This is a genomic window from Flavobacterium sp., assembly GCF_035299245.1.
Taxonomy (GTDB): Bacteria; Bacteroidota; Bacteroidia; order Flavobacteriales; family Flavobacteriaceae; genus Flavobacterium.
The window spans coordinates 1-24,645 of the sequence record NZ_DATGWY010000022.1; the positions used below are offsets into that span (position 1 = coordinate 1).

The following is a 24,645-nucleotide window of genomic DNA, read 5'->3' on the forward strand; positions in this document are numbered from 1 at the left end:
AAAATTCAATAACGACAGATACTATTTTTAGAGAAAGACTTGAACAAGGAATGTTGAACAACGAATTTTGAATGTTGAAGTTGGATGTGTTGATAGTAAAGTAGCCCTAGCCCCGATTGCAACGGAAAGCTTTTTGCGAAAGAATGCTATTTTTTGTTGGTATAAAAAAGCGACCAACGGAAGCTATTTTTATGCCTTACAAAAAAAGCAGTGTTTGCAAAAACTTGGAGTGGAAAGCGGGATTGGCTTCTTATTTAGCATACAGTCGCAGTTTTCAGTGAATAAAAAAACCGCTTTGTGCGAGACGTGGCGGTTTTTGGAAACTAAACTACTTACTATGACTATTTGCTCTCTAATTTTTGCAATCGGGCTTCGAGAAGCAATTGATTTTGCTTGAGTGCGTTGAGTTCGGCTTCGAGGCGTGCTGATTTTTCTTTTTCGGTTTCGATGATGCGTTGTTGCTCTTGAATGGCTTTGGTGAGGTACGGAATCAAACCGACGTAATTGATGGATTTGATGGTGCGTTCTTCGTGGGTAGTTTCTGCGATTTTATTAGGATCTTTGGGAGTTGACAAGATTTCTTCTTTTACCAAATTAGGAAACACTTGTTCCATTTCTTGGGCGATGAAACCCGTTTGTTGACCGCGGGCGAAGCCGTATTTTTGAGACATATCAGTTTTGAACGAATAGTCTTTGACTTGCAGCGCATTAATTTTGCCCAAAATTGTTTGGGTTGGCGCTATGTTTTCTTTAAGCGCTGCATCGGATGGATTGGTGAAAACGCCCGAGACAAATACGTTGCCAAGGAAGTAGCCTGCGTAACCTGAGGGCTTGGTAGCACTAGAATAAACCCCGTAATGCAATCCACCAGCAAAGAAGTCGACGAAATTGTAAGAGCCGTATTTGGCACCTGCTCCTGTACTTGTTAAATTGTTGATGGAGCCATAATGCACACCAGAACCTAAACTATTGATTAAAACATCGTTTCCGGCTTTATTGGAATTTCCGCCACCTGATAAAAGCGTGTAGGAGCCCCAATGAATCCCTGAACCGGAACTTGGCATTTCATTGTAGCTTCCAATTTGATTAGAACTTCCATTGCCACTGAACGTATTGTGCATTCCATATACGGAAGCACTACTACCATCAAAAAGATCATTTTTCATACCGTAAGCCCAGCTTGTTCCGAAACAACTTATTTGATTGTAGAGTCCTCTTGCTATTCCAGAATTTCCTGTTGTGATTGTATTAAAAAAGCCAGAATTAATATCATTAATTCCGCCATTAATAATATTGTACACACCGTTTTTATTTGAGCTTGACGACAAAAAGAAGTTATAGGTTCCGTAGCTTCCACCAGCTGAGCTATCACCCATAATGTAATTATAGGTTCCGTACTTTCCTACAGAATTTCCGGCGATGTAGTTTCTTGTACCGAATTGTTCACCGCTAACGTTGGTGTTCAAAATTGTATGACTACCAAAGACAGTACTTGCATTTGAATTTGTGAATTCATTGAAAGTTCCTGTATGAATGCCGCCACCTGTTCCATTAAATATATTTCGTGTTCCAAATTTACCCCCAGAACCACCATCCGTCAAACGATTTTCGGTACCAATGTGTAATCCGTTTTGATTATTTGTTATCAAATTTCTAACACCATATTGTGCTCCTGTACTTGATCCACTGATGGCATTATCAACACCAAAAACACTAGCATTTCCGGAAACGACGCTTCCAATATCATTTTTTAAACCGTATTGAAACCCCGAGTTGAAGTCACGTATCGTATTTTCTACACCAATACTAAGGGGACTTTGAGAAGAAATATAATTTTTTGTGCCAGTTATATTATCGCTATTTAGCGTTGAAAAGTAGGCATAATAACCGAATACATCTCCTGATCCTGGTCCTGAAATTTCCGTGTAAGAACCATAAGCTTTTCCGGCATTGTTGTTCGTAATGAAATTTCTGGTTCCATAAGCACCATGTTGTCCATTGGCTGCAGCAACATCTACATCTGAAATAATGTTATTTTGTGTCCCAACACCGTCAAAAGTTGCGGAAATCGCATTATTAACTCCTAACTGGAAATTGGTGACATTAGCGGTTCCTGTAAGACTATTGTATACTCCTGTTCCATTTCCAGATGCACCTAATTCGTTTCTTATTCCCAACTTTGTGACACTGGTAGCGGTCAACATAGTATTATTTACTCCAATTAACGGAGCACCGCCTCCTGCTGTTGTTAAAAAATCATTCGTAACTCCTGTTTGTAATGTTTGCCCTTCATTTAATAAACCTGTTGAAAAATTACCTATATTGTGAAATCCACTATAAGCACTAGTAGTATTTGTAAAATTGTTTATTACACCTTCTAAAGCTCCTGAGGCGCTAGTTGTAAAATTATTATAAACACCGGCCGAGTTTCCTGTTGCTATTGAATTGTACATACCGTAATTATTCCCACTAATTCCACTTCCGCTCAACGAATTATACACCCCGTAGTTGTCCCCTGTGGTATTGTCTGTGATTACATTGTTAACTCCTTTGGCGGAGGCACTACCATTTCCCGTTATCATCGAAAAAACACCACTTTTGTTTCCAGTATCGGCACCCGACATTAAATTTTGAACACCCAATAAATTGTTGGATCCAGCTGTTGAAAATTGATTATTAAGACCTATTTTATCACCGGTAGATGAACCAAAAAACAAGTTTTGAAAACCGTAACGCAATCCATTTCCTGTGCTGTTAAAAAAGTTGTTTACGCCATGTTGAGTAGTTGAATTGCTGCCTGCTATTTCATTGAATACGCCATAACTTAAACCCGATTGAGTACCGCTGATGGAATTAAAAGTTCCATATCCTATTCCACTTCCGTTGAGAGACAATAAATTGCGCGAACCATAAACGCCTGCTGCATTGGCAGAAGTAATGGCATTGTAAACCCCCGTTTTTTCTCCAGCACTCGATCCGTTCAAGGTATAAATGGCACCATAATGAAAGCCCGTTCCCGAGTTGTTGATTATGGTTTCCGAACCTGCTTGATTTCCGGTTCCAGTTCCGCCCAAAGCAACATAACTTCCGTAATGTATTCCACTACCCGAAGAAGTGTTTTCAGTTCGCATTCCCGTATGAGTTCCTGAACCTGAACCTGTGAAATTAGTTATAAGACCAGTTCTAACGCCTATTCCACTCGTATTGAATTCGTTACTCACTCCGTAGTGCCAACCCGCACTTGTTCCTGATATTATGTTGTAAATGCCGTATTTTAAAGAGGTTGCGCCACCATTACTCAAAAAATTATTGATTCCGTATTGAGAACCATTTCCTGCACTTGAGATTTGGTTTGTTACTCCAACATGGCCAGCTGCATTAATGCCTTGCATTCTGTTAATCACCCCTGTGTGAAATCCGGTTCCAGTATTTAAAAAAGTATTATCAAGCGCTGTGATTGAACCCGTTGAAGCTCCGGTTAAAATAGAGTTAAAACTGATTCGATTTCCTAAACCCGAACCGCTCAAATAATTCGTAGTTCCGTAATGAATACCATCTCCATTGGTAAAAATATCGTTTCCATTTCCGTTCAACTCGGCGTTTGAAGTTCCAGTTAATTCGTTATAAATCCCAACCCTTTTAGTTGCAGCTGAAGGATTCAAATTGCGTTGATTGCGTATACCAAATTGTATATTTTCATCGGAAACCACTTCGATTTTACCTTCTAAATCAGTGGTGTTTCCAATTTTGACTTTGCCCAAATGATACATCTCATCGTTGATATTATCGGGCGCAAGTGTTCCTCCTACTTCATAAAAATCGGCGTCGGCATTTTTGGTTGATGTAAAGCCAACCCACGAAGATGTGGCATTATCCCAATAGTAAAAACCCGGCTGATTGCTTCCTGAAGCTGCGGTTAAAAACACCAACATACCGTTTTGAGCTGCTGTTGGATTGGCAACTGGAAACGCATCGACTTTAGGAATAAGAATTCCGTCGGTATTGCTCGGCGTAACTTGATTGGACGATTTGATTTCCAATTGCGCACTTGGCGTTGTGGTATTGATTCCTACCTGTGAATAGCTGTAACCAAAAATTAACATCAAAAATAGTACTACAAACTTTTTCATAGTTTCCGATTTTAGACTAGTAAAAATTCTGAGAAGACAAGGTGAAATTACCGCCGTTGTTATTGTTGCTGCCGTAACCCCAAGTTCCATTAACATCTGGAAATCCGTTGGTTAAATCGAATTTAAAACTGTACGTTCCACCAATGAAATAAGTGTACGACCCAATAACTGTGTTTCCGTATATCGAATAGGTTCCGGTAGCTGGAAAACTTCCGTGCAGTGTAGGATGGGCAGCTACCGATAATTTACCACCTTCTTCAAACACCATGACGTAATCGTTGGTCGGTGCGCCAGAACCTGTACTATAATAACCCAACCAATATCCTTTGAGTTGAGAAAGTCCAGAGTTTCCTGTGATGTGTTTTTTAGCAGTAAAAGTTCCTAAATTAGTAGAACTAGTTCCTGTTCCATAAGTTCCCGTGAGTTTTGTAGTTGCACTATCATAAATGAATCTGAAATTAAAATAATTCGTTCCATCAAAAATGATGAATTCATAAAGAGTTCCGAAATACGAATAGTTTGTTTGCATTCCCGATACCGATAACATGTCATTGACTGTTGGACCACCAAAAGTCACATTATTACCGTATTCAAAAAGCAAATTAAACTCGGTACCATTGCTGAATTTCGCATCGTACAAACCGCGAAGTTCACCCGGAGTTGGTGGAGGAAGAGTGCGTAAAGAAGTTGTTGTAGTTGATTGAGATTGGGTACTTTGAGTTGCAATTTCATCATTCGAACATGAAAAGAAAATACTCATGCTCAAAAATAAAACGAAGTAGTTTATTGGTTTCATAATGTAGTGTTTTGAAGGTTTCAACATCAAAATAAAACATAATGAACGGTCTGAATGAGTGTAATTTAGTATTTGGCAGATTTAATTAGTATTTGAAGAAACTCTATCAAAACATCATTAAATCTGCCAAATGTTTGTACTATTTTTCGATGAACCAACGCTGGTTTTTACCGTTGTTGTAGTCCCATTGGCCGAGAGGAGCGGCGACGTAATTGGCGGCATTGTATACTTCCATAACACGTTTGGTTCTTACGTTTCGAACCAACCAACTACCATCGCAATATCGAATAAACGTCCAAAGTTGAGCCTCATTCCCATTGGGCGAACTGGTTACAATATTGGAGCCGTTGATGTCGTTTTGATTCAAAATATCCAACAACAAATTATTGTATTTATTGGTTATCTGATAGTAAAATTGATTGGCTTTTTTGATGGACCAACGCTGACTTTTGAGCCCTAACAAATCATTCAAAACCACATGCGTATTACTTTCCATGCCACCATTGAGAATATCCGTCTCTTTATCGGGTGCATGTGCACTTCGAAACGAGTATTCGGCGATAGGATCAAAAGCATCCGCATGCATCACATTCATTTTATCGCGTTGAGTGGCATCGGTTATCTTTTCAAAAGCCAAATACAAAGTGTATTCTCCTTTTAAGTCCTCAACATCTCGATACACTATTGGAACGATTCCCATTCCATATCCAAAATCTCTTTGAGAAATTTGATTGGCTACATTTTGGTCTAAGCGAATTTGAAGCGGGTTGAAGATTTGATCTCCGCCAACACCTATTGGTCGATCGGAAGGCATATTGGTCACAACTGTCAGTTTCAACAATTCCTCGCGTGAAAGTAATTGCAAATCGGCTTTGTAAAAAATACTGCCAAATTGTTGCATTACCGTAGGTACAGGATAAACACCGGGTGCATTATCATACGGAATCGAAGTTCCTATTCCGAATGCTTTAAAAGGCAACGATGCAAAACCGATGGCAGGTTTGAGTGCCTGAGCGGCAAAACTATTGTGCCAAAAATTGGTCAAAAAATCGGCTGGCCCATCCCATTCCATTATTCCAGGATGAATGACGGCATAATCGCTTCCTGATTTCAATTCGCCTTCCCATAAAACAAAAGGCAACAAATCGCCCGAAGCGGGTGCATTGTTCTTCCACGGCTCAATATCGGGCAATTGATCTCCCGTTTGGATGCCGCCTAAACCACCGGCTGCGCTTCCTGCCATGGCCCATTTATTTTCGGGTCCGCGACCATTGATGTCTCCAAAAAGCTTGGATTTGGTACGAATCGCTGTAGAAGGAATAGCATTTCCTATTGCATTGACTAAATAGCTGAATGAAGTCAGATAAATTTCGTCTCTTTTGCCATCACGTTCCAGCATATCGTCAACGGTTTCACGGTTACAAGTAAATCCTTTTACTACTACACGATAATAATCAGCACCACCTTTGGTCATGGCTGATTTGGCCGATGAGTTGATGGTTGTTTTAATTTGAGCGTTCATTTGTGTTAGTAACATTCCACAAAACACTATTGTTAAAAGTTTTTTCATGATTTCTTATGGATTTGGATGTTATTTAGGTTCTTCAATCTCTCGTTGTTCCGAATACTTGATATTAGAGATGTAAAACGCATTTTCTCCTTTGTATTCGCCGGTTGTGAAGACCAATGCACTGTAGTTTTTGTTTGCATCAAAGGCATTTTGATTGTCCCAAATTTTTACTCCGTCGATGAAGACCATAATTCGTTCGGCAGTTCGTTTTACTTGAACTTTGACTTTATTGTTTTCTACCGAAAAATTGGTTTGAATTTTCTCTACTTTTTGCGTTTCTAAACCACCTTTGTAGGCAAAAAAGCGGGTTTGTCCTTTGCCTTTATCCCCATATTCAATGGGATGGAAGCCCACTTTTATACCGTTACTTCCATTGCGGTTTTCGCCCCAAAGAGAGAAATCTTTTTTTATGTTTTTGCTTTCGGCCAACACCATTCCCAATTCTTTCGAATGACGCACAAAATCGTCTGAAGCATACAATTCGAATTCTAATGTAAATTCCTGAGAAAAGGGCTTTCCTTTGTTGATGTCTTTGAAAGTGAATGCGCCACTTCCACCCAGTTGCAACCATTTTTGATCGTCAATTTCAACAATTTCACCACTCGAATTCGTCATCATAGAAGCAGGAAAAGCACCAATTTTATCTTTGGAAAAATCTTCTAGAAACACCAAAGTATTGGCAGGTTCAAACTCGGATGATTTTTTAATTACTTTCGACTTCTTCTGTTTGTTGTCATTGTCTTTTTTCAGTTCTTTGTTTACTTTTTCTGCGACTTTTTTCTCGGCACTTTTCACCAAGCCGTCCAAAACTTGCGCATTGGTATAATGGAATACCAATAGCACCATTAGTACAATTACTCTTTTAATTTGATTTTTCATGATATTAGGTTTTAGTTGTTATACAATACGAACTCTAGATTTCGAAAGTAAACCTCAATTTTGCTCCTATTTTTTGGCAAAAGAAGTCCCATCAAGATTTAAACGATTTTAGTATATCCTTGTTCTTTTGAGACAAAATCAATAATAAAAAAGTAAAGACAGTACTTATTTCATCCGTCGAATTTTAGGAGCTTTAATTTGTGATTTACACCTCAAAATAACTCATAAAAACGACTGCTAATAGATGCTTTTTAGTATTCTGCAGATTTATTGAGAATTGGAAAATTTGCCTTAGATACGGCGGAAAAGCTCGAAGAATTCTTCTTTTCGGTTGCGACTCACAGTGATGGTCGTTCCGTCTTTCATCACTACATAAGCGTTTTCACCTTTAACGGCTTTTTCAACATGATTGGTGTTGATTAAGTGCGATTGATGCACTCTAAAAAACGGTTCACCTTTGATGTTTTCTTCGACATCTTTTAGGGTTTTACTCAATGTGATTTTCTTTTGATTGGCAAGAAAAATATGTGAATAATTGCTATCGCTTTCTACACGAATGATTTCATCTACATCAAAAAACTCCAACATATTTCCAACCGGAAGCGCCACTTTTTGGCGGTTTTTTTGGGGATGGTATTGCTCTACCAACAATTTGATTTTGTCTTCTAAATTGTGATTTTGCGTTTCTTTTTGGGCTTTTTCAACCGCATTTTGCAAATCGATGATATCAATCGGTTTGAGTAAATAATCAATAGCTGAAAACTTGAACGCCTTAATGGCAAATTGATCGTAAGCAGTGGTAAAAATAACTTTGTAATTCAAGTTTTTTGTTTGTTCCAAAACATCAAAACCATTGATGTGCGGCATTTCAATGTCTAAGAAAACCAAATCGGGTTGCAGTTCTTTAATGGCTTTTACGCCTTCTTTTCCACCATTACAGGTCGCAATTACATATACTTCCTTGCAAAACTGACGGAGTTGCATTTCGAGTACTTCGATTGCATTTTTTTCGTCGTCGATGATTATTGCTTTAATCATGGCTATTCGTTTATAGTTTGAACAGGAATAATCAATTCTACTTGTGTTCCTGAAGCATTGCCGTTTTCATCTTTTAAATCGTGAATTTTCAAAGTGGTTTTACTGCTTTGCGTTTTGTTTAAAATCGAAATACGATCTTCGGTAATTTGCAAACCGTAGCTTTTCTTTTTCAAGACTTGTTTGCTTTTTAATTCTTGTGCTTTGGCTCGACCAATCCCATCATCAGTAACCAACACTTTGATGTTGTTTTCATCAAATCGCGCTATGTGTAGAGTCAATTTTCCTTTGGTTTCTTTGTGTAATAATCCGTGCCAAATGGCATTTTCAACATACGGTTGGATGATCATCGACGGAATTTGAATCGCTTCAGTATTGAGAACTTCATCAACCACTAAATCGTATTCAAATTGATTATCAAAACGCAAGGCTTCAATTTCGATATACAATTTTAATAATTCGGCTTCACTGCTCAACAAAATGTAATTCTGATTACTATGATCCAATATCAGACGAATCAACTTGGAGAATTTTGTTAAATATTGAGATGCAGCAAAACTGTCGTTTTTTAAGATGTATTTCTGAATGCTGTTGAGTGAATTGAAGATGAAATGCGGATTCATTTGCGCGCGCAGTGCCTTCATCTCAATTTCGGCAATTTGTTGTGCGTAGGCTGATTTAAGACTTTCTTCTTTTTTGACTTGATTCAATTTGAATTGATAAAAAACGTATAAAATTCCGCCCACCAAAAGCACTAACAATCCATAAAACCACCACGCTTTCCAAAAAGGTGTTGCAATGCTAATTTTGAATGTGGTAACTTGTCCCCAAATACCATCGTTGTTGGCTGATTTTACTTGAAACGTATAATCTCCATCTTCTAAATTCGAATAGGAAATGGAATTTTTATCGGTGTAGTTCCATGCTACATCTACTTCAGAAAGTTGGTAAGCAAACCGATTCTGATTGGAGTTATTATACACATCCGAAGCCCAATCTATGGTTATGAAGTTTTGATTGTATTTTAAATCGATGTTTCCTGCATTGATCTCTTTAGTCGATAAATTGCGATCCAAGACTTTGATATTGGTGAAGGTGACTTTGGGTTGCAGTGTATTTTTTTTATAGGTTTTCGGATTGAAAACAGACAGTTGTCCATAATGATTAACTACTATTGAGCCGTCAGTCAATCGATTAACAACCACTGAAGTGCCATTGTCTTTGAAGCCGTGTTGTTGTCCCATGACAGAAACAATCTGCTTTTTAACAGGATCAAATTGCACCAATCCGTTGGATGTTCCTACCCAAATCATTCCATTAAAATCGGTTACTATGTTGGCACAATAATCGGCGGGCAATCCTGAATTTTCTTTTGAATAATTAAGTAAGGTTTCTTTGTTATCCTTTAGAATGAGTTCAAAAATTCCGTTATCAAGTGTGGTGATCCAATAATGACCCTTACTGTCTTGAATAATATCAATGGATTGAGAAATGGTTGCGCCATTATTTTGAGCTTTACCAAAACCATAATGAAGGTACTTTCCCGTCTTTTTTTCAAGACAATAGACACCACTCGTATACGTAAACCAAATGTTACCGTTTTGGTCTTCAATTCGAGGTGAAATCATCCCTGAAGAAGCTGTTTTCTTGGATGGATCTACTTCGGCCAACTTGATGTGTCGTAGCGAATTGGTTTTAGTATTAAAAGTATAATATCCATCGGTAGCAGAAGTCAGGTAAAGCGTATGCGATCGATCGGCAAACATCTTGAACACAGCATTTGGTTTTTTTCCATTTTGATCCACAACATTAATTGGAATGAGTTGATTAGTGGTTTGATTCAAAACAAAAATCCCATCAGCACTCGCTCCATAAATTTGTTTATCGGCTGTCATTGCCAGCGCTTCAATGCCTTTCATGTTTCGGAATTGACCTGAGTAAAATGGGTTTTGAATAAGCTCCATTTTATTTTCTTTTGGATGAAACCAAAGAAAACCGTTGCTGGTATTATTGGCTATTAAGTAGCCATCTTTATACAAAAGACTACCATAAGGTTCAACGGTATATTCGGCAAAAGAATTGAATAATGGATACGATTGCACTTGATTATTTTGCCAAGGAAGCATCGACAATCCTGAATAAGAAGCAATCCATAGATTGTGTTCTCGATCGTGAAAAAATCGGCTTATTGGTGTAGTTTTAAATGAATATTCGTCTTTATAGACCGGTGAATGATTGATAAATTTTTTGGTAGCAATAGAATATTCACCGAGTATACTAGCAGAAAACCAAAGTGTGTTATCGTCTTTTGGAGCAATAAGAGTAACAAAATTAGCAGGATTGGAATTCTTTGAATTGGGAACAATAAGCGGTTGACTTTCAAAACGATTGGATTGGATGTCAAATTGTACAATTCCGTCAAAACCACCAGCTAACCAAATGCAATTGCGTTTAGCATCGTAAAATCCGTCGTAGAAACTATTTCCTTTTTTCACATTCCAATGCGGAACGATTGTACCGTTGTCAAAAAATTCAAACAAACCATTAGTAGTTACTGCCCAAAGGCGACCGTCTGGCGTTTCGATGATTTTTAAAACGTCTTTAGAGGCTTCGTTTACATTCGAATCTTTAGGCACAAAATGAGTGGCTTTTTTGGTTTTGGGATTGTATTTGTACCAATAATTGGTTTGCGTAGCGATCCAGATGTTGCCTTTTTTATCTTCATGAAAACCCATAATGAATGCCTTTATCATTTTACTGATAACTGCATCATTGTAATTAACACTTGAAAAAACTTGGGTTATAGGATCAAAAATTTGAAGCGCGTTGATACTCGACAACCATAATTTGCCCGATTGATCAACATAAATATTCTGTAAAATATTACCGATTTGACGACCCGGTTTATCGATAGAACTCTTAATTCTCTCGAATTTTTTTCCGTCAAAACGATACAAACCACTTCCGGTACCTATCCAAATCATGTGGTTTTTATCTTGGGCTACGGTATAGATGTACTTATCGGTGAGTCCGTCTTTTTCCGAAAAATTAATGAATGATAAAGCGGTATTTTGAGCCATAGTACACCAGCCCAAAACCCACATAAAAATCGCTATGTACCACTTTGCTTTCATAAAGTGATTGCAAATTAGGAAAAAAAGAAAAAACTGCAGCTACTTTTTTGTATTGAGCAGATTTATTGAGTAATTGACTTTTGTAGATGGTTTTTGGATCAGTAAGCTTGAACAACGAATGTTGAACAACTAATTTTCAATTTTGAAGTTGAACGAGTTGATTTCACTAAAAAAACTTCATGATTCATTATTCCAAGTTGAATATTCAAAATTCAATAACGACAGATACTATTTTTAAAGAAAGACTTGAACAAGGAATGTTGAACAACGAATTTTGAATGTTGAAGTTGGATGTGTTGATAGTAAAATAGCCCTAGCCCAGATGGAAATGGAAAGCCCGCAAAGGAAAAGCAAAATTATTTTCTTACTGCAAAAAAGCGACCCAAGAAGCTCTTTTTGCAGTTTAGAAAATTTTTGCTTTTACTGCGGACTTGTAATGTACAGCTGGATTGGCTTCTGAAAACTAATAATTGAGTAATTCTTCTATTTTAATACGAACTTTATCTACATTCGGAATCATGGTGAATTCAAGTGTGCTGTTGAGTGGAATCGCAGGCATGTTTTCGGAACCGATGACCATTACGGGCGCATCCAGATGTTTGAAACAATTTTCTTGAATCAATCCTGCGAGACTTCTTGCAAAGGAATTATTGGTAGGTTCTTCAGTTACGACCAGGCATTTTTTGGCTTTGCGAACCGATTTGAAAATGGTTTCTTCGTCGAGCGGATACAAGGTGCGCAAATCGATGATTTCGACTTGATTTTTGATGTTTTCGGAAGCATTTAGCGCCCAATGAACGCCCATTCCGTAAGTGATTACGGTAATGGTTTCGGCGGTTTCTTGCTCCCAAATTTCTTGTACGATATTGGCTTTTCCGAATGGTAAAATGTAATCTTCGGAAGGTTCGTTGACACGAGCAGTTTCAGTACCTTTCACCTTACTCCAGTACAAACCTTTATGTTCTAAAATTACCACTGGATTTGGGTCATAATAGGCCGCTTTCATAAGACCTTTTAAGTCAGCACCATTACTTGGATAAGCGATTTTGATGCCACGAATGTTGGTCAGAACGCTTTCAACAGAAGATGAATGATACGGTCCGCCGCTACCGTACGCACCAATCGGCACGCGAAGAATCATGCTCACTGGCCATTTTCCGTTGGACAAATAGCACGAGCGACTCACTTCGGTAAACAATTGATTGAGTCCGGGCCAAATGTAATCAGCAAACTGAACTTCAACGATGGGTTTTAGGCCAACCGCCGACATTCCGACTGTAGAACCTACAATAAACGCTTCTTGAATGGGCGTGTTGAATACGCGTTCGTCTCCGAATTTCTGAGCTAAAGTAGCTGCTTCACGGAAAACACCGCCCAAACGAGCGCCAACGTCTTGTCCGTACAACAAGCACTCTTGGTGTTTTTTCATCAATTCTTCGACCGCAAAAAGTGCACAATCGACCATTACGACTTTGTCTTCGCGCTCAGGATTTCGTTCACCCACTTCTTCTGTGATTGGTGTTGGTGCAAAATCATGAGTGAATAAATCGGATGGTTGTGGATCTTCGGCTTGTTGGGCTTTTTGGAAATCATTTTGGACAACAACTAAAGCTGTTGCCAATTGATTATCTATTTGTTGTTGGGTAAACCCTGCATCCAACAATTGTTGCATTAAAACTGGAAAAGGATCGCGGGATTGTGCTTCTTCCAAATCGTCGCGGTACCATTCCATTCGAACACCAGAAGTATGGTGATTTAATAACGGAACTTTAGCATGAACTAAAAAAGGGCGACGTTCTTCACGAATCGTTTCGATAACTTTTTTTACTGCCAAATAACTTTCGGTAAAATTGGCTCCGTCGATGGAAATCGCTTCGATTCCGTTAAACCCTTTGGCGTATTCAAAGGCGTTTTGAGCACGAGTTTCGGCTGCATTTGCCGAAATATCCCAACCATTGTCTTGAACCAAATATAAAATCGGAAGTTGTTTTAACGCTGCCATTTGTAATGCTTCAGCAATTTCGCCTTCGGTGACAGAAGCGTCTCCGAGTGAACAAACTACGAGTGGTTTTGGCTCGATGTCATTTTGTAACCCTGTATTTTCTTTGTACCAAAAACCCATTGCTGCTCCAGTGGCAGGAATCGCTTGCATTCCGGTTGCAGACGATTGGTGTGGAATTTTAGGTTTATCGATGTCTTTTAAACTCGGATGGCAATAATAGGTTCGACCGCCCGAAAACGGATCGTCTTTCTTAGCCATTAATTGGAGCATCAAATCATACGGTTGCATTCCGAGGGACAATAGCATCGCATCATCACGATAGTAAGGAAAGGCGTAATCTTGGGGCAAGAGTTGCATCCCTACAGCAATTTGTATGGCTTCGTGTCCGCGTGAAGTAGCGTGTACGTATTTGGAAACGATTTTGAAATTGTCTTCGTACAAAGTAGCCATGGCTTTAGCAGTTGCCATGGTGGTGAAGGCTTTTTCGAGTGTGTTTTTGTCTAACATTTTAATTAATATTAAACCTAACAGGTTTTTGAAACCTGTTAGGTTTGTAAAACTATTTAGCTTCTACAATCCAACCGAATTTGTCTTCGATGTCTTGCACTTTGATGGCATTTAAGGTGTCGTTGACCATTACAGAAACGGGGTTTTCGATTGGGAATTTGATGGATAAATCATTGTTTCCGATTTCTTCAATCATGGCAATTCCGACTGCGGTTCCGGTTCCGAATGCTTCTTCTAAAGTTCCATTTTCGTGCGCTTCAATAATTTCTGAAATGGTGATCGGACGTTCGGTTACTTCAAAACCTTTATCACGTAATAAATCGATGACACTCATGCGCGTGATTCCGGATAAAATCGAACCACTCAAATCGGGTGTGATGAATTTTCCAGCAATTTTGAAGAAAATATTCATGGTTCCGACTTCTTGAATGTATTCGAAATCTTGAGCATCCAACCAAAGCACTTGATCGTAACCTTTGGCTTTGGCGTATTCGGTTGGGCGAATGGCTGCAGCGTAATTTCCGGCAGCTTTGGCTTCACCGGTTCCGCCATTTACAGCACGAACGTATTTTTTCTCGGCGTACAACTTGATTTTTCTACTGAAAAAAGGTCCGGCTGGTGATGCCATTACGATGAATTTAAAAGTGGTAGCAGCACGCATTCCGATAAACGCTTCGTCAGCGTACATGAACGGACGCAAATACAAGGCACTGCCTTGTTGCGTTGGAATCCACTCTTTTTCCAAAGCGGTGAATTGTTTTAAGGCTTCAACGAATAAATCTTCTGGAAACAAAGGCATTCCCATTCGATTGGCACTAAAATTCATACGCTTGGCATTTTCTTCAGGTCGGAACAACAATGGCGTTCCATCTTTTCCTAAAGTCGCCTTCATTCCTTCAAAAATGGCTTGTCCATAGTGCAATGCCATAGCGGCTGGATGCGTCGGAATCAAGGCTAATGGTTCGATTCGGGCATTTTGCCATTCTCCATTTACATAATCACAGACGAACATGTGATCGGAAAAATGAGTTCCCATTGTAATGTTTTCAAGATTTACCTCTGAAACTCTTGATTGTGTGACCTTGGTTATTTTTATTGATTGTGTCATTACTGTTTCCATAATGTTATATCGTTGTGTTGGTGTCAAATTGTTCTAAATAATCGCCTACTTTTCGCAGGAATGAACCACCTAAAAATCCGTCTACTACTCTGTGATCAAAGGATAACGAAAGGTACATCATGCTTCGAATGGCGATTTCGTCACCATTTTCAGTTTCAATAACTTCAGGCCTTTTTTTGATGATTCCTAAAGCTAAAATGGCCACTTCGGGTTGATTGATGATCGGTGTTCCCATCAAACTTCCGAACGTTCCTACATTGGAAATGGTGAATGTACTTCCTTGAATTTGTTCGGGTTTTAATTGGTTATTTCGAGATGCTTCGGCTAATGAATTGACGTCTTTTGCTAAAGCAACTAAATCTTTTTCATTGGCATTTTTAACTACAGGAACAATTAAATTTCCTGATGGTAAAGCAGTTGCCATTCCGATGTTGATGTCGTTGTGAACAATGATGTTTTTTTCATCTACAGAAACATTAATCATAGGAAAATCGACAATCGCTTTGGCTACAGCCTGAACAAAAACAGGAGTGAATGTAAGTTTTTCGTTGTGCTTTTCTTGGAATTTATCTTTGTTTGCATTGCGCCAATTCACCAAATTTGTCACATCCACTTCAATGTACGAAGTTACGTGAGGCGAAGTCTGTTTGGAATACACCATATGATCGGCAATCATTTTGCGCATGCGATCCATTTCTACGATGCGGTCTTTTCCTTCTATAAAATTGATTTTGGGTTTAGGAAAAGTTGCCGGTTGTCGGTTGTCGGTTGTCGGCTTGGATTGAATAGGATATTTACGGTTCTTTAAGTAATTAAAAACATCACTTTTTTGTAATCTTCCTTCAACACCTGAACCCGGAATAGTTTGTAATTCTTCTATGGAAAGATTTTCTTTTTGGGCAATGGAGATGATTAATGGTGAAATAAATGCATTCGGATTGGTTGTCAGTTTTCGGTTTTCGGTTGTTGGCTGTTGATTTTGTGTTGTAGATGAAACCTCAACTTTTGTTTGTTCTTTTTTACTTACATCTTCCAACTTCCCGCTTCCTGCTTCCGAATCTATTAACGCCAAAACCGTTCCTACTTCTACTACATCGTCTTTTTGAAAGCGTATTTCAGTAATCACGCCCGAAACTGGAGAAGGTACATCGTTATCTACTTTATCGGTAGCGACTTCTACGATAGTTTCTTCAGCTTCGACATAATCACCAACTGATTTTAACCAGTTGATGATGGTCGCTTCGGTAATGCTTTCGCCCATTTTGGGCATTTTGAATTCTGTTATCATAGCTGTAAGCCATAAGCTGTCAGCCATAAGCCTTTATTGGCAAAATACTAACAACTTTATTTTTAATTTAGTTATCTATTCTTCAATTTCAAAAGTTAATCTAGCTTATTGCTTATCGCTCAAAGCTTATTGCTTTTAAATTCTTCTAATGTTTTATAAAACGCTTCTTGTGTTGGTCGATTGGCTGGAATTTCTCTCAAGGGTTCGACTGCTTTTAAAGTTTCATGACATTCTTTTGGTAATTTTTGGTACAAAGCAGTTCCTTTGGTTTTCCAATCAATCATTTCATCGGAAACGTCTTTTATAATAGTGGCTGGATTTCCGACCACCATTTTTCTATTTGGAATTTGCATTCCAGCTTTGATGAAACTTAGAGCGCCAATGATGCACTCATCTCCCACATTCACATCGTCCATAATGACTGCATTCATTCCGACTAAACAGTTTTTACCGATGTTGGCACCGTGAATAATCGCTCCGTGGCCAATATGCGCTCCTTCTTTCAAAACCATTGATTTGCCAGGAAACATGTGAATCGTGCAATTTTCTTGCACATTGCAACCGTCTTCAATAATAATTTCGCCCCAATCGCCACGAATTGCTGCTCCTGGACCAACGTAAACGTCTTTTCCAATAATCACATTGCCCGTTACCGCGGCTTGCGGATGGATGAAACTACTTTCGTGTATGACTGGGATGAACCCTTTGAATTCGTATACCATTTTTTTTTAATGAAAGATGAAAGACAACTTCGTTGAAAGAAGAAAGATTCATACTATTCTCCAATTAGCTTTGATCTTGCAGCGCAGCGATCTTTGCTCTATTTAAACTTCTTCAACGTTTCTTTTGTAAAATCAGACAATACCAATCGTCCGCTGATGGCGGCTCTTTCGGATAATAAATTGTCCCAATCTTCAGTACCGCGCCAGAAAATCTTTTTCATTTCAAGCATGGCTTCGGGATTGTAGGTGCACAAATGTTCAGCAAATTTTTGAACCGCTTCGTCCATTTCTTCAATGCTTTCGTACACTTGCGCGAATAAGCCTTTTTCTTTGGCCCAATTGGCTTCGTAAAACGAATTGGCATCGATGGCGATTTGCGACATGGCTGAAACACCCATTTTCCGTTCGATGGCAGGCGATACCACAAATGGTCCGATGCCGACATTTAATTCTGATAACTTGATTGCTGCGAATTTTGTTGCCATACAATAATCGGTGGATGCTGCAATTCCGACACCACCGCCGACTGTTTTTCCTTGAATGCGTCCGATGATGAATTTTGGGCATTTTCGTATGGCATTAATCACGTTGGCAAAACCAGAGAAAAACACTTTTCCCGTGGCTGCATCATCGATAGCAATGAGTTCTTTAAAACTGGCTCCGGCACAGAAAGTTCTATCTCCTCCACTTTTTAGGATGATGACTTTTACATCGTCATTGTTTCCAACTTCAGTAATAGTGTTGGCCAATTGTGCTAAAATATTGCCAGGCAGACTATTCTGTTCTGGATGAAAGAACTCGATAGTGGCGATGTTGTTTTGTATGTTTTGATTTACGTAGGCTTCCATAGTATTTAACCGCAAAGTCGCAAGGTAATCGCGAGGTTCGCAAAGTTTTCATTTTTAAATTATACCAAATTGTTCGAAGTGATGATTCAAATGTTTTCGTTCTAATAGATACGATTCGTAACGATTCAATTCGCCAAAGACCATGTTTTTCATTACCGCTTCTGGATTTTCCTTGAAAAAAGTTTTGTAGGCTTCTCTGGCTTCAAAGAATTTGGTTTTAGCGGTTTCTAAATCGGGGTGAATTAAGTCTTCCAATTCGCCTTTTTTCATAGTTGGAAAAGCAGTGCCTTTTGGAAATTTGTCGTAATTATAGAGCGAATTGTGTACTTTATCCAAAATCTTTTCGGGTGTGGCAATTTCGAAATCTTGAATTTCACCCGACATGATTCGGTAACCTTGCTCCAAATGCTCTAACAAATGTTGTGGTGTTAAAATTCCCCAATTGGCTTTTGAATTTTCAGTTAGTTTATTGATGCATTCCGCTACTTTTTCGTCGGTCATTTCGACAAAAATTTCTTGTTTTTTCTGAACCATAGTTAGAATTGTAGCTACTGCAACCAATTCGTCGTTGGTATCAAACACTTCAACAAACCATTTGACAATTCCGCTTGGATGCTCGGCCGAAGCAACGTCACGATCTACTTTTTGTTTGCACGTTAGTCGCACATAAACCGTGTCGTTATGATAAATTGGGCGTAAGAAACGACATTCTTCCAAACCATAATTTGCCGCAACTGGGCCTTTATTTGGATAGACAAACAAACCTGCTGCTGCTGCTAAAATAAAGTAGCCGTGAGCGGTTCGTTTTTTGAAAATACTTCCGTCAAGCGAAGTAATATCAGTATGCGCATAGAAATGATCCCAAGTTAAATTGGCAAAATTGATGATGTCGGTGTCAGTTACAGTTCGATTGTGAGTTCGCAATGACATTCCGGGTTGGATGTCTTCCCAATGGTATTGAAACGGATGTTGGGTAATTTCTTTGTAAGCTGAATTGGCTTGATAAATTCCGGTAATTTCGGTTAAAGTAGTTGGTGAACCTTGAATTGCACAACGTTGCATGTAGTGTTTGATTCCACGTACACCACCCATTTCTTCACCTCCACCAGCACGACCTGGTCCACCGTGAACCAACAAAGGAAGTGGCGAACCGTGACCTGTACTTTGTTTGGCGTTTTCACGATTGAGCACTAAAATTCTACCGTGATGTGAAGCGGCATTTACCACATATTCTTTAGCAATTTCATCCGAATTGGTAACGATTGAAGATACAAGTGAACCTTTACCCATTTGGGCTAATTCGATGGCTTCGTCTAAGTTTTTATACGGCATAATCGTAGAAACCGGACCAAAAGCTTCGGTTTCGTGAACCGTTATATTTGTGAATGGATTGTCTTCGCGAAGTAAAATTGGACTTACAAAAGCACCTTTTTCATCAGCACCAATAATGCTGGTTTTTTCCAAATCTCCATACACTATTTTTGCCGATTTTGCTAATTCTTGAACTCGCCCTTTTAACACATTGACTTGATCTTTACTCACCAATGCGCCCATTCGAACTTCTTTCAAACGAGGATCACCAATGGAAACTTTATCTAATGATTTGGCCAAAGCAGTTTGCACATCATCCATTAATTTTTCGGGAACAATCATACGGCGGATGGCGGTACATTTTTGTCCGCATTTTACCGTTATTTCACTTCGGGCTTGGTTAATGAACAAATCGAATTCAGGTGTACCTGGAACAGCATCTTCACCTAAAATAGAAGCATTCAAACTATCGGCTTCCATGGTGAACGGAACCGCTTCTTGAATGATTCTTGGATGTGCTTTTAACAATCTTCCTGTTGCAGCCGAACCTGTAAATGTAATCACGTCTTGGCTTTCAACCGTATCAAAAATATTTTTAGCGGTTCCTGAAATTAATTGTAAAGCGCCTTCGGGTAGAATGTTTGAAGCGATGATTTCGCGAACAACGGCTTCGGTCAAATAGGCTGTTGCTGGCGCTGGCAAAACTACTGCTGGCATTCCAGCCATCCAGTTGACCGCACATTTTTCCAACATTCCCCAAATTGGGAAATTGAACGCATTGATGTGAATGGCCACTCCTTTTTTCGGAACTAAAATATGATGCGCCATGAATCGACCACCTTTTGACAAATCGATTGGGTCGCCTTCTACATGGTACGGTTGATTGGGGAATAATTTACGCAAGGATGCATTGGCGAATAAGTTTCCGAATCCACCTTCGATGTCAATCCACGAATCGACGCGAGTGGCGCCAGTTCGGTAACTGATTTCGTAAAAAGCTTCTTTGCGTTTGGTCAAGTACATCGCCAAACTTTTTAGCCTATTACCACGTTCTTGAAAGGTCATTTTACGCAATTGCTCGCCACCTTTGGTTCTTCCGTAGTGCAAAATCGCTGGGATATCCAATCCTTCAACCGAAGTTTCGGCTATGAATTCGCCCGTAACTGCATCAAAAGTTGGTTTTCCTTCACCGGTTGCTGAAGTCCAATTTCCGAGTACGTAATGTTGTGTTTTATTCATATCATTTCTTTTAACCGCAAAGAGCGTATGGGTTTACGCAAGGTTCGCTAAGTTTATTTTCTCGCAAAGACGCTAAGGCGCTAAGCTTTTTTTATTTGTAAAACCATTTTCTCTTTCGAAGCGAATGGCTTGGTCTTTATTTGTAATCCATTTTCCTGCTTTACGCACCACACGGTGGATTGCTTCAATCAGGGCTAGTTAATGACCCATTTTTGTATCTGTAACCTTTATTGATACCTATCAGGTTTTGAAGACCTATTAGGAGTTTAAACTCTTTCTATTATTACGGCATAACCTTGCCCAACGCCGATGCACATGGTGATTAAGGCGTATTGTTTTCCTGTTATTTGCAATTCCAAAGCAGCTGAATAGGCAATTCGAGCACCTGTTACACCCAGTGGATGACCAATTGCGATGGCACCACCATTAGGATTGATTCGCGAATCGTTGTCTTGTAAACCTAATTCACGAATACAGGCAATACTTTGTGCTGCAAAAGCTTCGTTCAATTCAATAATATCGATTTGGTCTAACGTCAAGTTCGCTTTTTCTAATGCTTTTTTGGTGGCTTCTACTGGACCAATTCCCATGATTCTGGGTTCAACTCCTACTACTGCTGAACTTACGATTCGTGCCAAAGGCTTTAAATTGTATTTTTGAACTGCTTCTTCCGATGCAATGATCGTAGCGCAAGCACCATCGTTTAAACCGGATGCATTTCCAGCGGTTACACTGCCCTCTTTTTTGAAAGCTGGGCGTAATTTGGCTAAACCTTCCATTGAAGTGGTTGACTTGATGAATTCGTCTTTTGAAAACTGAATTGCATCGCCTTTGCGTTGCGGAATTTCAACCGTAACTATTTCTTTGGCCAGTCGTCCTGAATTTTGAGCTTCTGTTGCTTTTTGTTGGCTATTCAAAGCAAAAGCATCTTGATCTTCACGACTGATATTGTATTTTTCTACAAGATTTTCGGCGGTTTCTCCCATGGCATCCGTGCCGTATATGGCGTGCATTTTAGGGTTGATGAAACGCCATCCGAAACTGGAATCGTACATTTTAGAATCGGTTCCGAAGGCTGATGACGGTTTGGAAACGACTAAAGGTCCGCGTGTCATATTCTCAATTCCACCTGCAATAAAAACATGTCCATCGCCTGCTTTGATGGCTCGATTGGCTCCAATAATGGCTGACAATCCTGAACTACACAAACGATTGACCGTTTCACCCGGCACTGTATAAGGCAAACCCGCTAATAACAATGACATACGCGCTACATTACGGTTGTCTTCACCCGCTTGATTGGCGCAACCCATGATGACATCATCGTAAGCGTCTTTGGGAATATTTGGATTTTTTTCTACTACTTTTTGGATGACCAAAGCACCTAAATCATCGGGGCGAACCGATGCAAGTGTTCCTTGGTAACTTCCGATTGGCGTTCGAACGCCGTCTATGATGTATGCTTCCATTTTTTAAATTGATAATGGATAATTGATGATTGATAATTTTCTGTCACAGAATTGTCAATTGTTAATTATCAATTGTTAATTATTTCCCCATTCTTTATCACTTCTGAATACTGTTCCTTTGAACAAGGCTACTATTTTTTCTTCTCTTTTTATTTCGATGGTGTAAAAACCAAATTTATTTTTGAGTGCGTCTTGTTTTGCTACAGCCACAATTTTGTCACCTTCTTTGAGGGTTTCGATGTGGTTGATGGACGTATCTATACTTACGGACTGTCGACCGTGGGAATTGACAGCAAAAGCCAAAGCGCTGTCGGCCAGAGAATAGGTGATTCCGCCGTGAGCGATACCAAAACCGTTGGTCATTTCTTTTCTTATTTCCATTGAAAGTGTGCATGTTCCTTCGCTAACATTTTCAACGGTGATGCCGAGCCATTGACTGAAGGCATCGTTTTGGAACATTTTGTTAACAATTTCTTTGGGTGTCATTTCACTATTTTATCTAAACATTTTTATTTAATACCTAACAGGTTTTGGAAACCTGTTAGGATAGGAACTTTTTATTTTCTTTTGCCATACGACGAAGAATTGGGCTACAACGGTAGCGGTCTTCGTGGTATTCATTGTACAATTCGTCCATTTTAGTGACACACCATGGGATTCCGAGTTCGTCTGCCCAAGCCAATAATCCTTTGGGATAGTTTACTCCTTTGGTCATGGCGTTATCGATGTCTTTGGCGGATGCAATGTTTAAAAACAAAGTATCAGCCGCTTCGTTGATCAGCATTACAATAACCCTTTCAAAGATTGATTTTGCTAAAGTCAGGTCTTCTTTTGGTGATGGCATTTCTTTGTTATAATCAAAAAAACCTCTTCCTGATTTTCTGCCTAAAAATCCTGCTTCTAACAATCGTTTTTGAGTGAATGAAGGTTTGAATTTTGGATCGAAATAAAAGGCTGTGAATACCGTTTCAGTAACGATATAATTGACATCGTGACCAATCATATCCATTAATTCGAATGGTCCCATTTTGAATTGACCGATGGTTTTTAAAGCCCAATCGATGGTAGCAAAATCGGCTACACCTTCTTCATACATACGTAAACTTTCGCTGTAAAAAGGTCGAGCTACACGATTAACAATGAATCCGGGTGTGTCTTTGGCAACGGCTACCACTTTCTTCCAATCCGAAATGGTTTGCACGGATTGTTGTAACACTTCTTCGCTGGTTTGCACCGCTGGAACAACTTCAACCAATTGCATTAAGGGTGCGGGATTAAAAAAGTGAATTCCAATGACGCGTTCTGGTTTTTGACAAGAAGCAGCAATGGAAGCAATTGAAAGTGAAGAAGTATTGGATGCCAGAATGGTTTCGGGCGAGACGTAATTTTCTAATTCGGAGAACAGTTTTCTTTTGATTTCTAAATTCTCGATTATGGCTTCGATGACTAAATCAGAATGCGATAATTCGCCCATGGTATGAGCGTACGAAATGTTGCTTTGTATGCGGTTTTTTTCGTTTTCATCGATTTTGGCTTTTTCGACCAATTTAGATAAAGTGATTTCAAGATTGACCTTACTTTTATTTAAAGCATCTTGATTGGTATCGTAAATTTTTACTTCACAACCTGCTGTTGCGGCAACTTGTGCGATGCCACTTCCCATTGTTCCGGAACCTATGATTGCTACTTTCATTTTTAGACTATAAGATTGTAGGACTGTAAGATTGTAGGATTCTATAATATCTTAAAATCTTACTATCCTACAATCACTTTTTAATTTCCTTTAAATTCGGGTTTTCTTTTTTCAACAAAAGCGGTTACGCCTTCTTTGTAATCGTTGGATGAACTGGCTTCAATTTGCAAATCGCTCTCTAATGCCAATTGTTGCTCTAAATTATTGGTCATCGATTGATTGAGTAATCGTTTGGTTAGACCTAATGCTTTGGTTGGCATTTGGGCTAAATTTTGAGCAAGTGATTGAACTTCTTCTTCAAAAATTCCGGCGGCAAAGATTTTATAAATCATTCCTATATTCAATGCTTCCACAGCCGAAACTTTATCGCCTAACATCATTAATGCAGATGCTTTTTGAAAACCGATTAAACGTGGTAGGAAAAAAGTTCCAGCACTATCTGGAATTAAACCGATTTTACTGAATGCTTGAATGAAAGACGCATTTTCTGAAGCCACTACAATATCACAAGCCAAAGCAATATTAGCTCCAGCTCCGGCTGCTACGCCATTTACTGCACCAATAATTGGCTTTTCAATGGTTCTGATTTTTTGGATGATGGGATTGTAATGCTCTTCGAGAATCTTTCTAAAACCCGGATTTAACTCTGGATCAGTTACTTCTTTTAAGTCTTGTCCAGCGCAAAATGCTTTTCCATTTCCAGTGATTACAATGGCGCGAACATCTGCATTTTCATTACAATTATCGAGTGTTTTTTGTAACAATAATGCCATTTCACGGTTGAAACTATTGAATACATCGGGTCGGTTGAGTGATATCCACGCGACATTATTTTCAATTTTTAGTTCTATTGAATTGCTCATACCTTATTTTATTTCACGCAAAGTCGCAGAGTCGCAAAG

Annotated in this window: 16 protein-coding genes; all 16 read right to left on the reverse strand. The window is 39.1% G+C overall.

Annotated features, from left to right (window positions below; all coding sequences use genetic code 11):
* Positions 1-341: 341 nt before the first annotated feature.
* Entirely contained in the window at positions 342-4,130 is a 3,789-nt protein-coding gene (locus VK161_RS13745) for a tail fiber domain-containing protein (RefSeq protein WP_324215366.1), read from the reverse strand.
* A 16-nt stretch (positions 4,131-4,146) separates the two neighbouring features.
* Positions 4,147-4,926 carry a hypothetical protein gene (locus VK161_RS13750; RefSeq protein WP_324215367.1) on the reverse strand — a complete coding sequence of 260 codons (780 nt, stop codon included), beginning with the start codon at positions 4,924-4,926 and terminating at the stop codon, positions 4,147-4,149.
* A 139-nt stretch (positions 4,927-5,065) separates the two neighbouring features.
* The gene (locus VK161_RS13755; protein ID WP_324215368.1) at positions 5,066-6,496 is read right to left on the reverse strand and encodes an RICIN domain-containing protein; all 1,431 of its coding nucleotides are present in this window, start codon (positions 6,494-6,496) and stop codon (positions 5,066-5,068) included.
* A gap of 21 nt (positions 6,497-6,517) precedes the next feature.
* Positions 6,518-7,375, reverse strand: a complete 858-nt coding sequence (locus VK161_RS13760; protein WP_324215369.1) for a hypothetical protein — start codon at positions 7,373-7,375, stop codon at positions 6,518-6,520.
* Between the two features lie 291 nt (positions 7,376-7,666).
* A complete protein-coding gene (locus VK161_RS13765) occupies positions 7,667-8,413 on the reverse strand; it encodes a LytTR family DNA-binding domain-containing protein (protein WP_324215370.1) in 747 nt (248 codons plus the stop codon).
* Between the two features lie 2 nt (positions 8,414-8,415).
* Positions 8,416-11,544 carry a ligand-binding sensor domain-containing protein gene (locus VK161_RS13770; protein ID WP_324215371.1) on the reverse strand — a complete coding sequence of 1,043 codons (3,129 nt, stop codon included), beginning with the start codon at positions 11,542-11,544 and terminating at the stop codon, positions 8,416-8,418.
* A gap of 463 nt (positions 11,545-12,007) precedes the next feature.
* Positions 12,008-14,053: an alpha-ketoacid dehydrogenase subunit alpha/beta gene (locus VK161_RS13775; RefSeq protein ID WP_324215372.1), complete on the reverse strand. Its 2,046-nt coding sequence runs from the start codon at positions 14,051-14,053 to the stop codon at positions 12,008-12,010.
* A 52-nt stretch (positions 14,054-14,105) separates the two neighbouring features.
* The gene (locus tag VK161_RS13780) at positions 14,106-15,173 is read right to left on the reverse strand and encodes a branched-chain amino acid aminotransferase (protein WP_324215373.1); all 1,068 of its coding nucleotides are present in this window, start codon (positions 15,171-15,173) and stop codon (positions 14,106-14,108) included.
* Between the two features lie 4 nt (positions 15,174-15,177).
* Complete coding sequence (locus tag VK161_RS13785; RefSeq protein WP_324215374.1) at positions 15,178-16,488, reverse strand: dihydrolipoamide acetyltransferase family protein; 1,311 nt, start codon at positions 16,486-16,488, stop codon at positions 15,178-15,180.
* Between the two features lie 92 nt (positions 16,489-16,580).
* Entirely contained in the window at positions 16,581-17,183 is a 603-nt protein-coding gene (locus VK161_RS13790; protein WP_324215375.1) for a transferase hexapeptide repeat family protein, read from the reverse strand.
* 98 nt (positions 17,184-17,281) lie between these two features.
* On the reverse strand, positions 17,282-18,031 hold the full coding sequence (locus tag VK161_RS13795) for an enoyl-CoA hydratase/isomerase family protein (RefSeq protein WP_324215376.1): 750 nt from the start codon (positions 18,029-18,031) through the stop codon (positions 17,282-17,284).
* Between the two features lie 54 nt (positions 18,032-18,085).
* Positions 18,086-20,581, reverse strand: a complete 2,496-nt coding sequence (paaZ, locus tag VK161_RS13800; protein ID WP_324215377.1) for a phenylacetic acid degradation bifunctional protein PaaZ — start codon at positions 20,579-20,581, stop codon at positions 18,086-18,088.
* A gap of 266 nt (positions 20,582-20,847) precedes the next feature.
* Positions 20,848-22,050: a 3-oxoadipyl-CoA thiolase gene (gene pcaF / locus VK161_RS13805; RefSeq protein ID WP_324215378.1), complete on the reverse strand. Its 1,203-nt coding sequence runs from the start codon at positions 22,048-22,050 to the stop codon at positions 20,848-20,850.
* A 75-nt stretch (positions 22,051-22,125) separates the two neighbouring features.
* On the reverse strand, positions 22,126-22,536 hold the full coding sequence (locus VK161_RS13810; RefSeq protein ID WP_324215379.1) for a hotdog fold thioesterase: 411 nt from the start codon (positions 22,534-22,536) through the stop codon (positions 22,126-22,128).
* 55 nt (positions 22,537-22,591) lie between these two features.
* Positions 22,592-23,743 (reverse strand): 3-hydroxyacyl-CoA dehydrogenase NAD-binding domain-containing protein, encoded by a 1,152-nt coding sequence (locus VK161_RS13815; RefSeq protein ID WP_324215380.1) that lies wholly within the window; start codon positions 23,741-23,743, stop codon positions 22,592-22,594.
* 80 nt (positions 23,744-23,823) lie between these two features.
* Positions 23,824-24,606: an enoyl-CoA hydratase-related protein gene (locus tag VK161_RS13820; RefSeq protein ID WP_324215381.1), complete on the reverse strand. Its 783-nt coding sequence runs from the start codon at positions 24,604-24,606 to the stop codon at positions 23,824-23,826.
* Positions 24,607-24,645 lie beyond the last annotated feature (39 nt).

Excerpts from the sequence above, each read along its gene's own strand:
- VK161_RS13745 (WP_324215366.1), bottom strand. The coding sequence starts at position 4,130 with ATGAAAAAGTTTGTAGTACTATTTTTGATGTTAATTTTTGGTTACAGC.
- VK161_RS13750 (WP_324215367.1), bottom strand. The coding sequence starts at position 4,926 with ATGAAACCAATAAACTACTTCGTTTTATTTTTGAGCATGAGTATTTTC.
- VK161_RS13755 (WP_324215368.1), bottom strand. The coding sequence starts at position 6,496 with ATGAAAAAACTTTTAACAATAGTGTTTTGTGGAATGTTACTAACACAA.
- VK161_RS13760 (WP_324215369.1), bottom strand. The coding sequence starts at position 7,375 with ATGAAAAATCAAATTAAAAGAGTAATTGTACTAATGGTGCTATTGGTA.
- VK161_RS13765 (WP_324215370.1), bottom strand. The coding sequence starts at position 8,413 with ATGATTAAAGCAATAATCATCGACGACGAAAAAAATGCAATCGAAGTA.
- VK161_RS13770 (WP_324215371.1), bottom strand. The coding sequence starts at position 11,544 with ATGAAAGCAAAGTGGTACATAGCGATTTTTATGTGGGTTTTGGGCTGG.
- VK161_RS13775 (WP_324215372.1), bottom strand. The coding sequence starts at position 14,053 with ATGTTAGACAAAAACACACTCGAAAAAGCCTTCACCACCATGGCAACT.
- VK161_RS13780 (WP_324215373.1), bottom strand. The coding sequence starts at position 15,173 with ATGGAAACAGTAATGACACAATCAATAAAAATAACCAAGGTCACACAA.
- VK161_RS13785 (WP_324215374.1), bottom strand. The coding sequence starts at position 16,488 with ATGGCTGACAGCTTATGGCTTACAGCTATGATAACAGAATTCAAAATG.
- VK161_RS13790 (WP_324215375.1), bottom strand. The coding sequence starts at position 17,183 with ATGGTATACGAATTCAAAGGGTTCATCCCAGTCATACACGAAAGTAGT.
- VK161_RS13795 (WP_324215376.1), bottom strand. The coding sequence starts at position 18,031 with ATGGAAGCCTACGTAAATCAAAACATACAAAACAACATCGCCACTATC.
- paaZ (WP_324215377.1), bottom strand. The coding sequence starts at position 20,581 with ATGAATAAAACACAACATTACGTACTCGGAAATTGGACTTCAGCAACC.
- pcaF (WP_324215378.1), bottom strand. The coding sequence starts at position 22,050 with ATGGAAGCATACATCATAGACGGCGTTCGAACGCCAATCGGAAGTTAC.
- VK161_RS13810 (WP_324215379.1), bottom strand. The coding sequence starts at position 22,536 with ATGACACCCAAAGAAATTGTTAACAAAATGTTCCAAAACGATGCCTTC.
- VK161_RS13815 (WP_324215380.1), bottom strand. The coding sequence starts at position 23,743 with ATGAAAGTAGCAATCATAGGTTCCGGAACAATGGGAAGTGGCATCGCA.
- VK161_RS13820 (WP_324215381.1), bottom strand. The coding sequence starts at position 24,606 with ATGAGCAATTCAATAGAACTAAAAATTGAAAATAATGTCGCGTGGATA.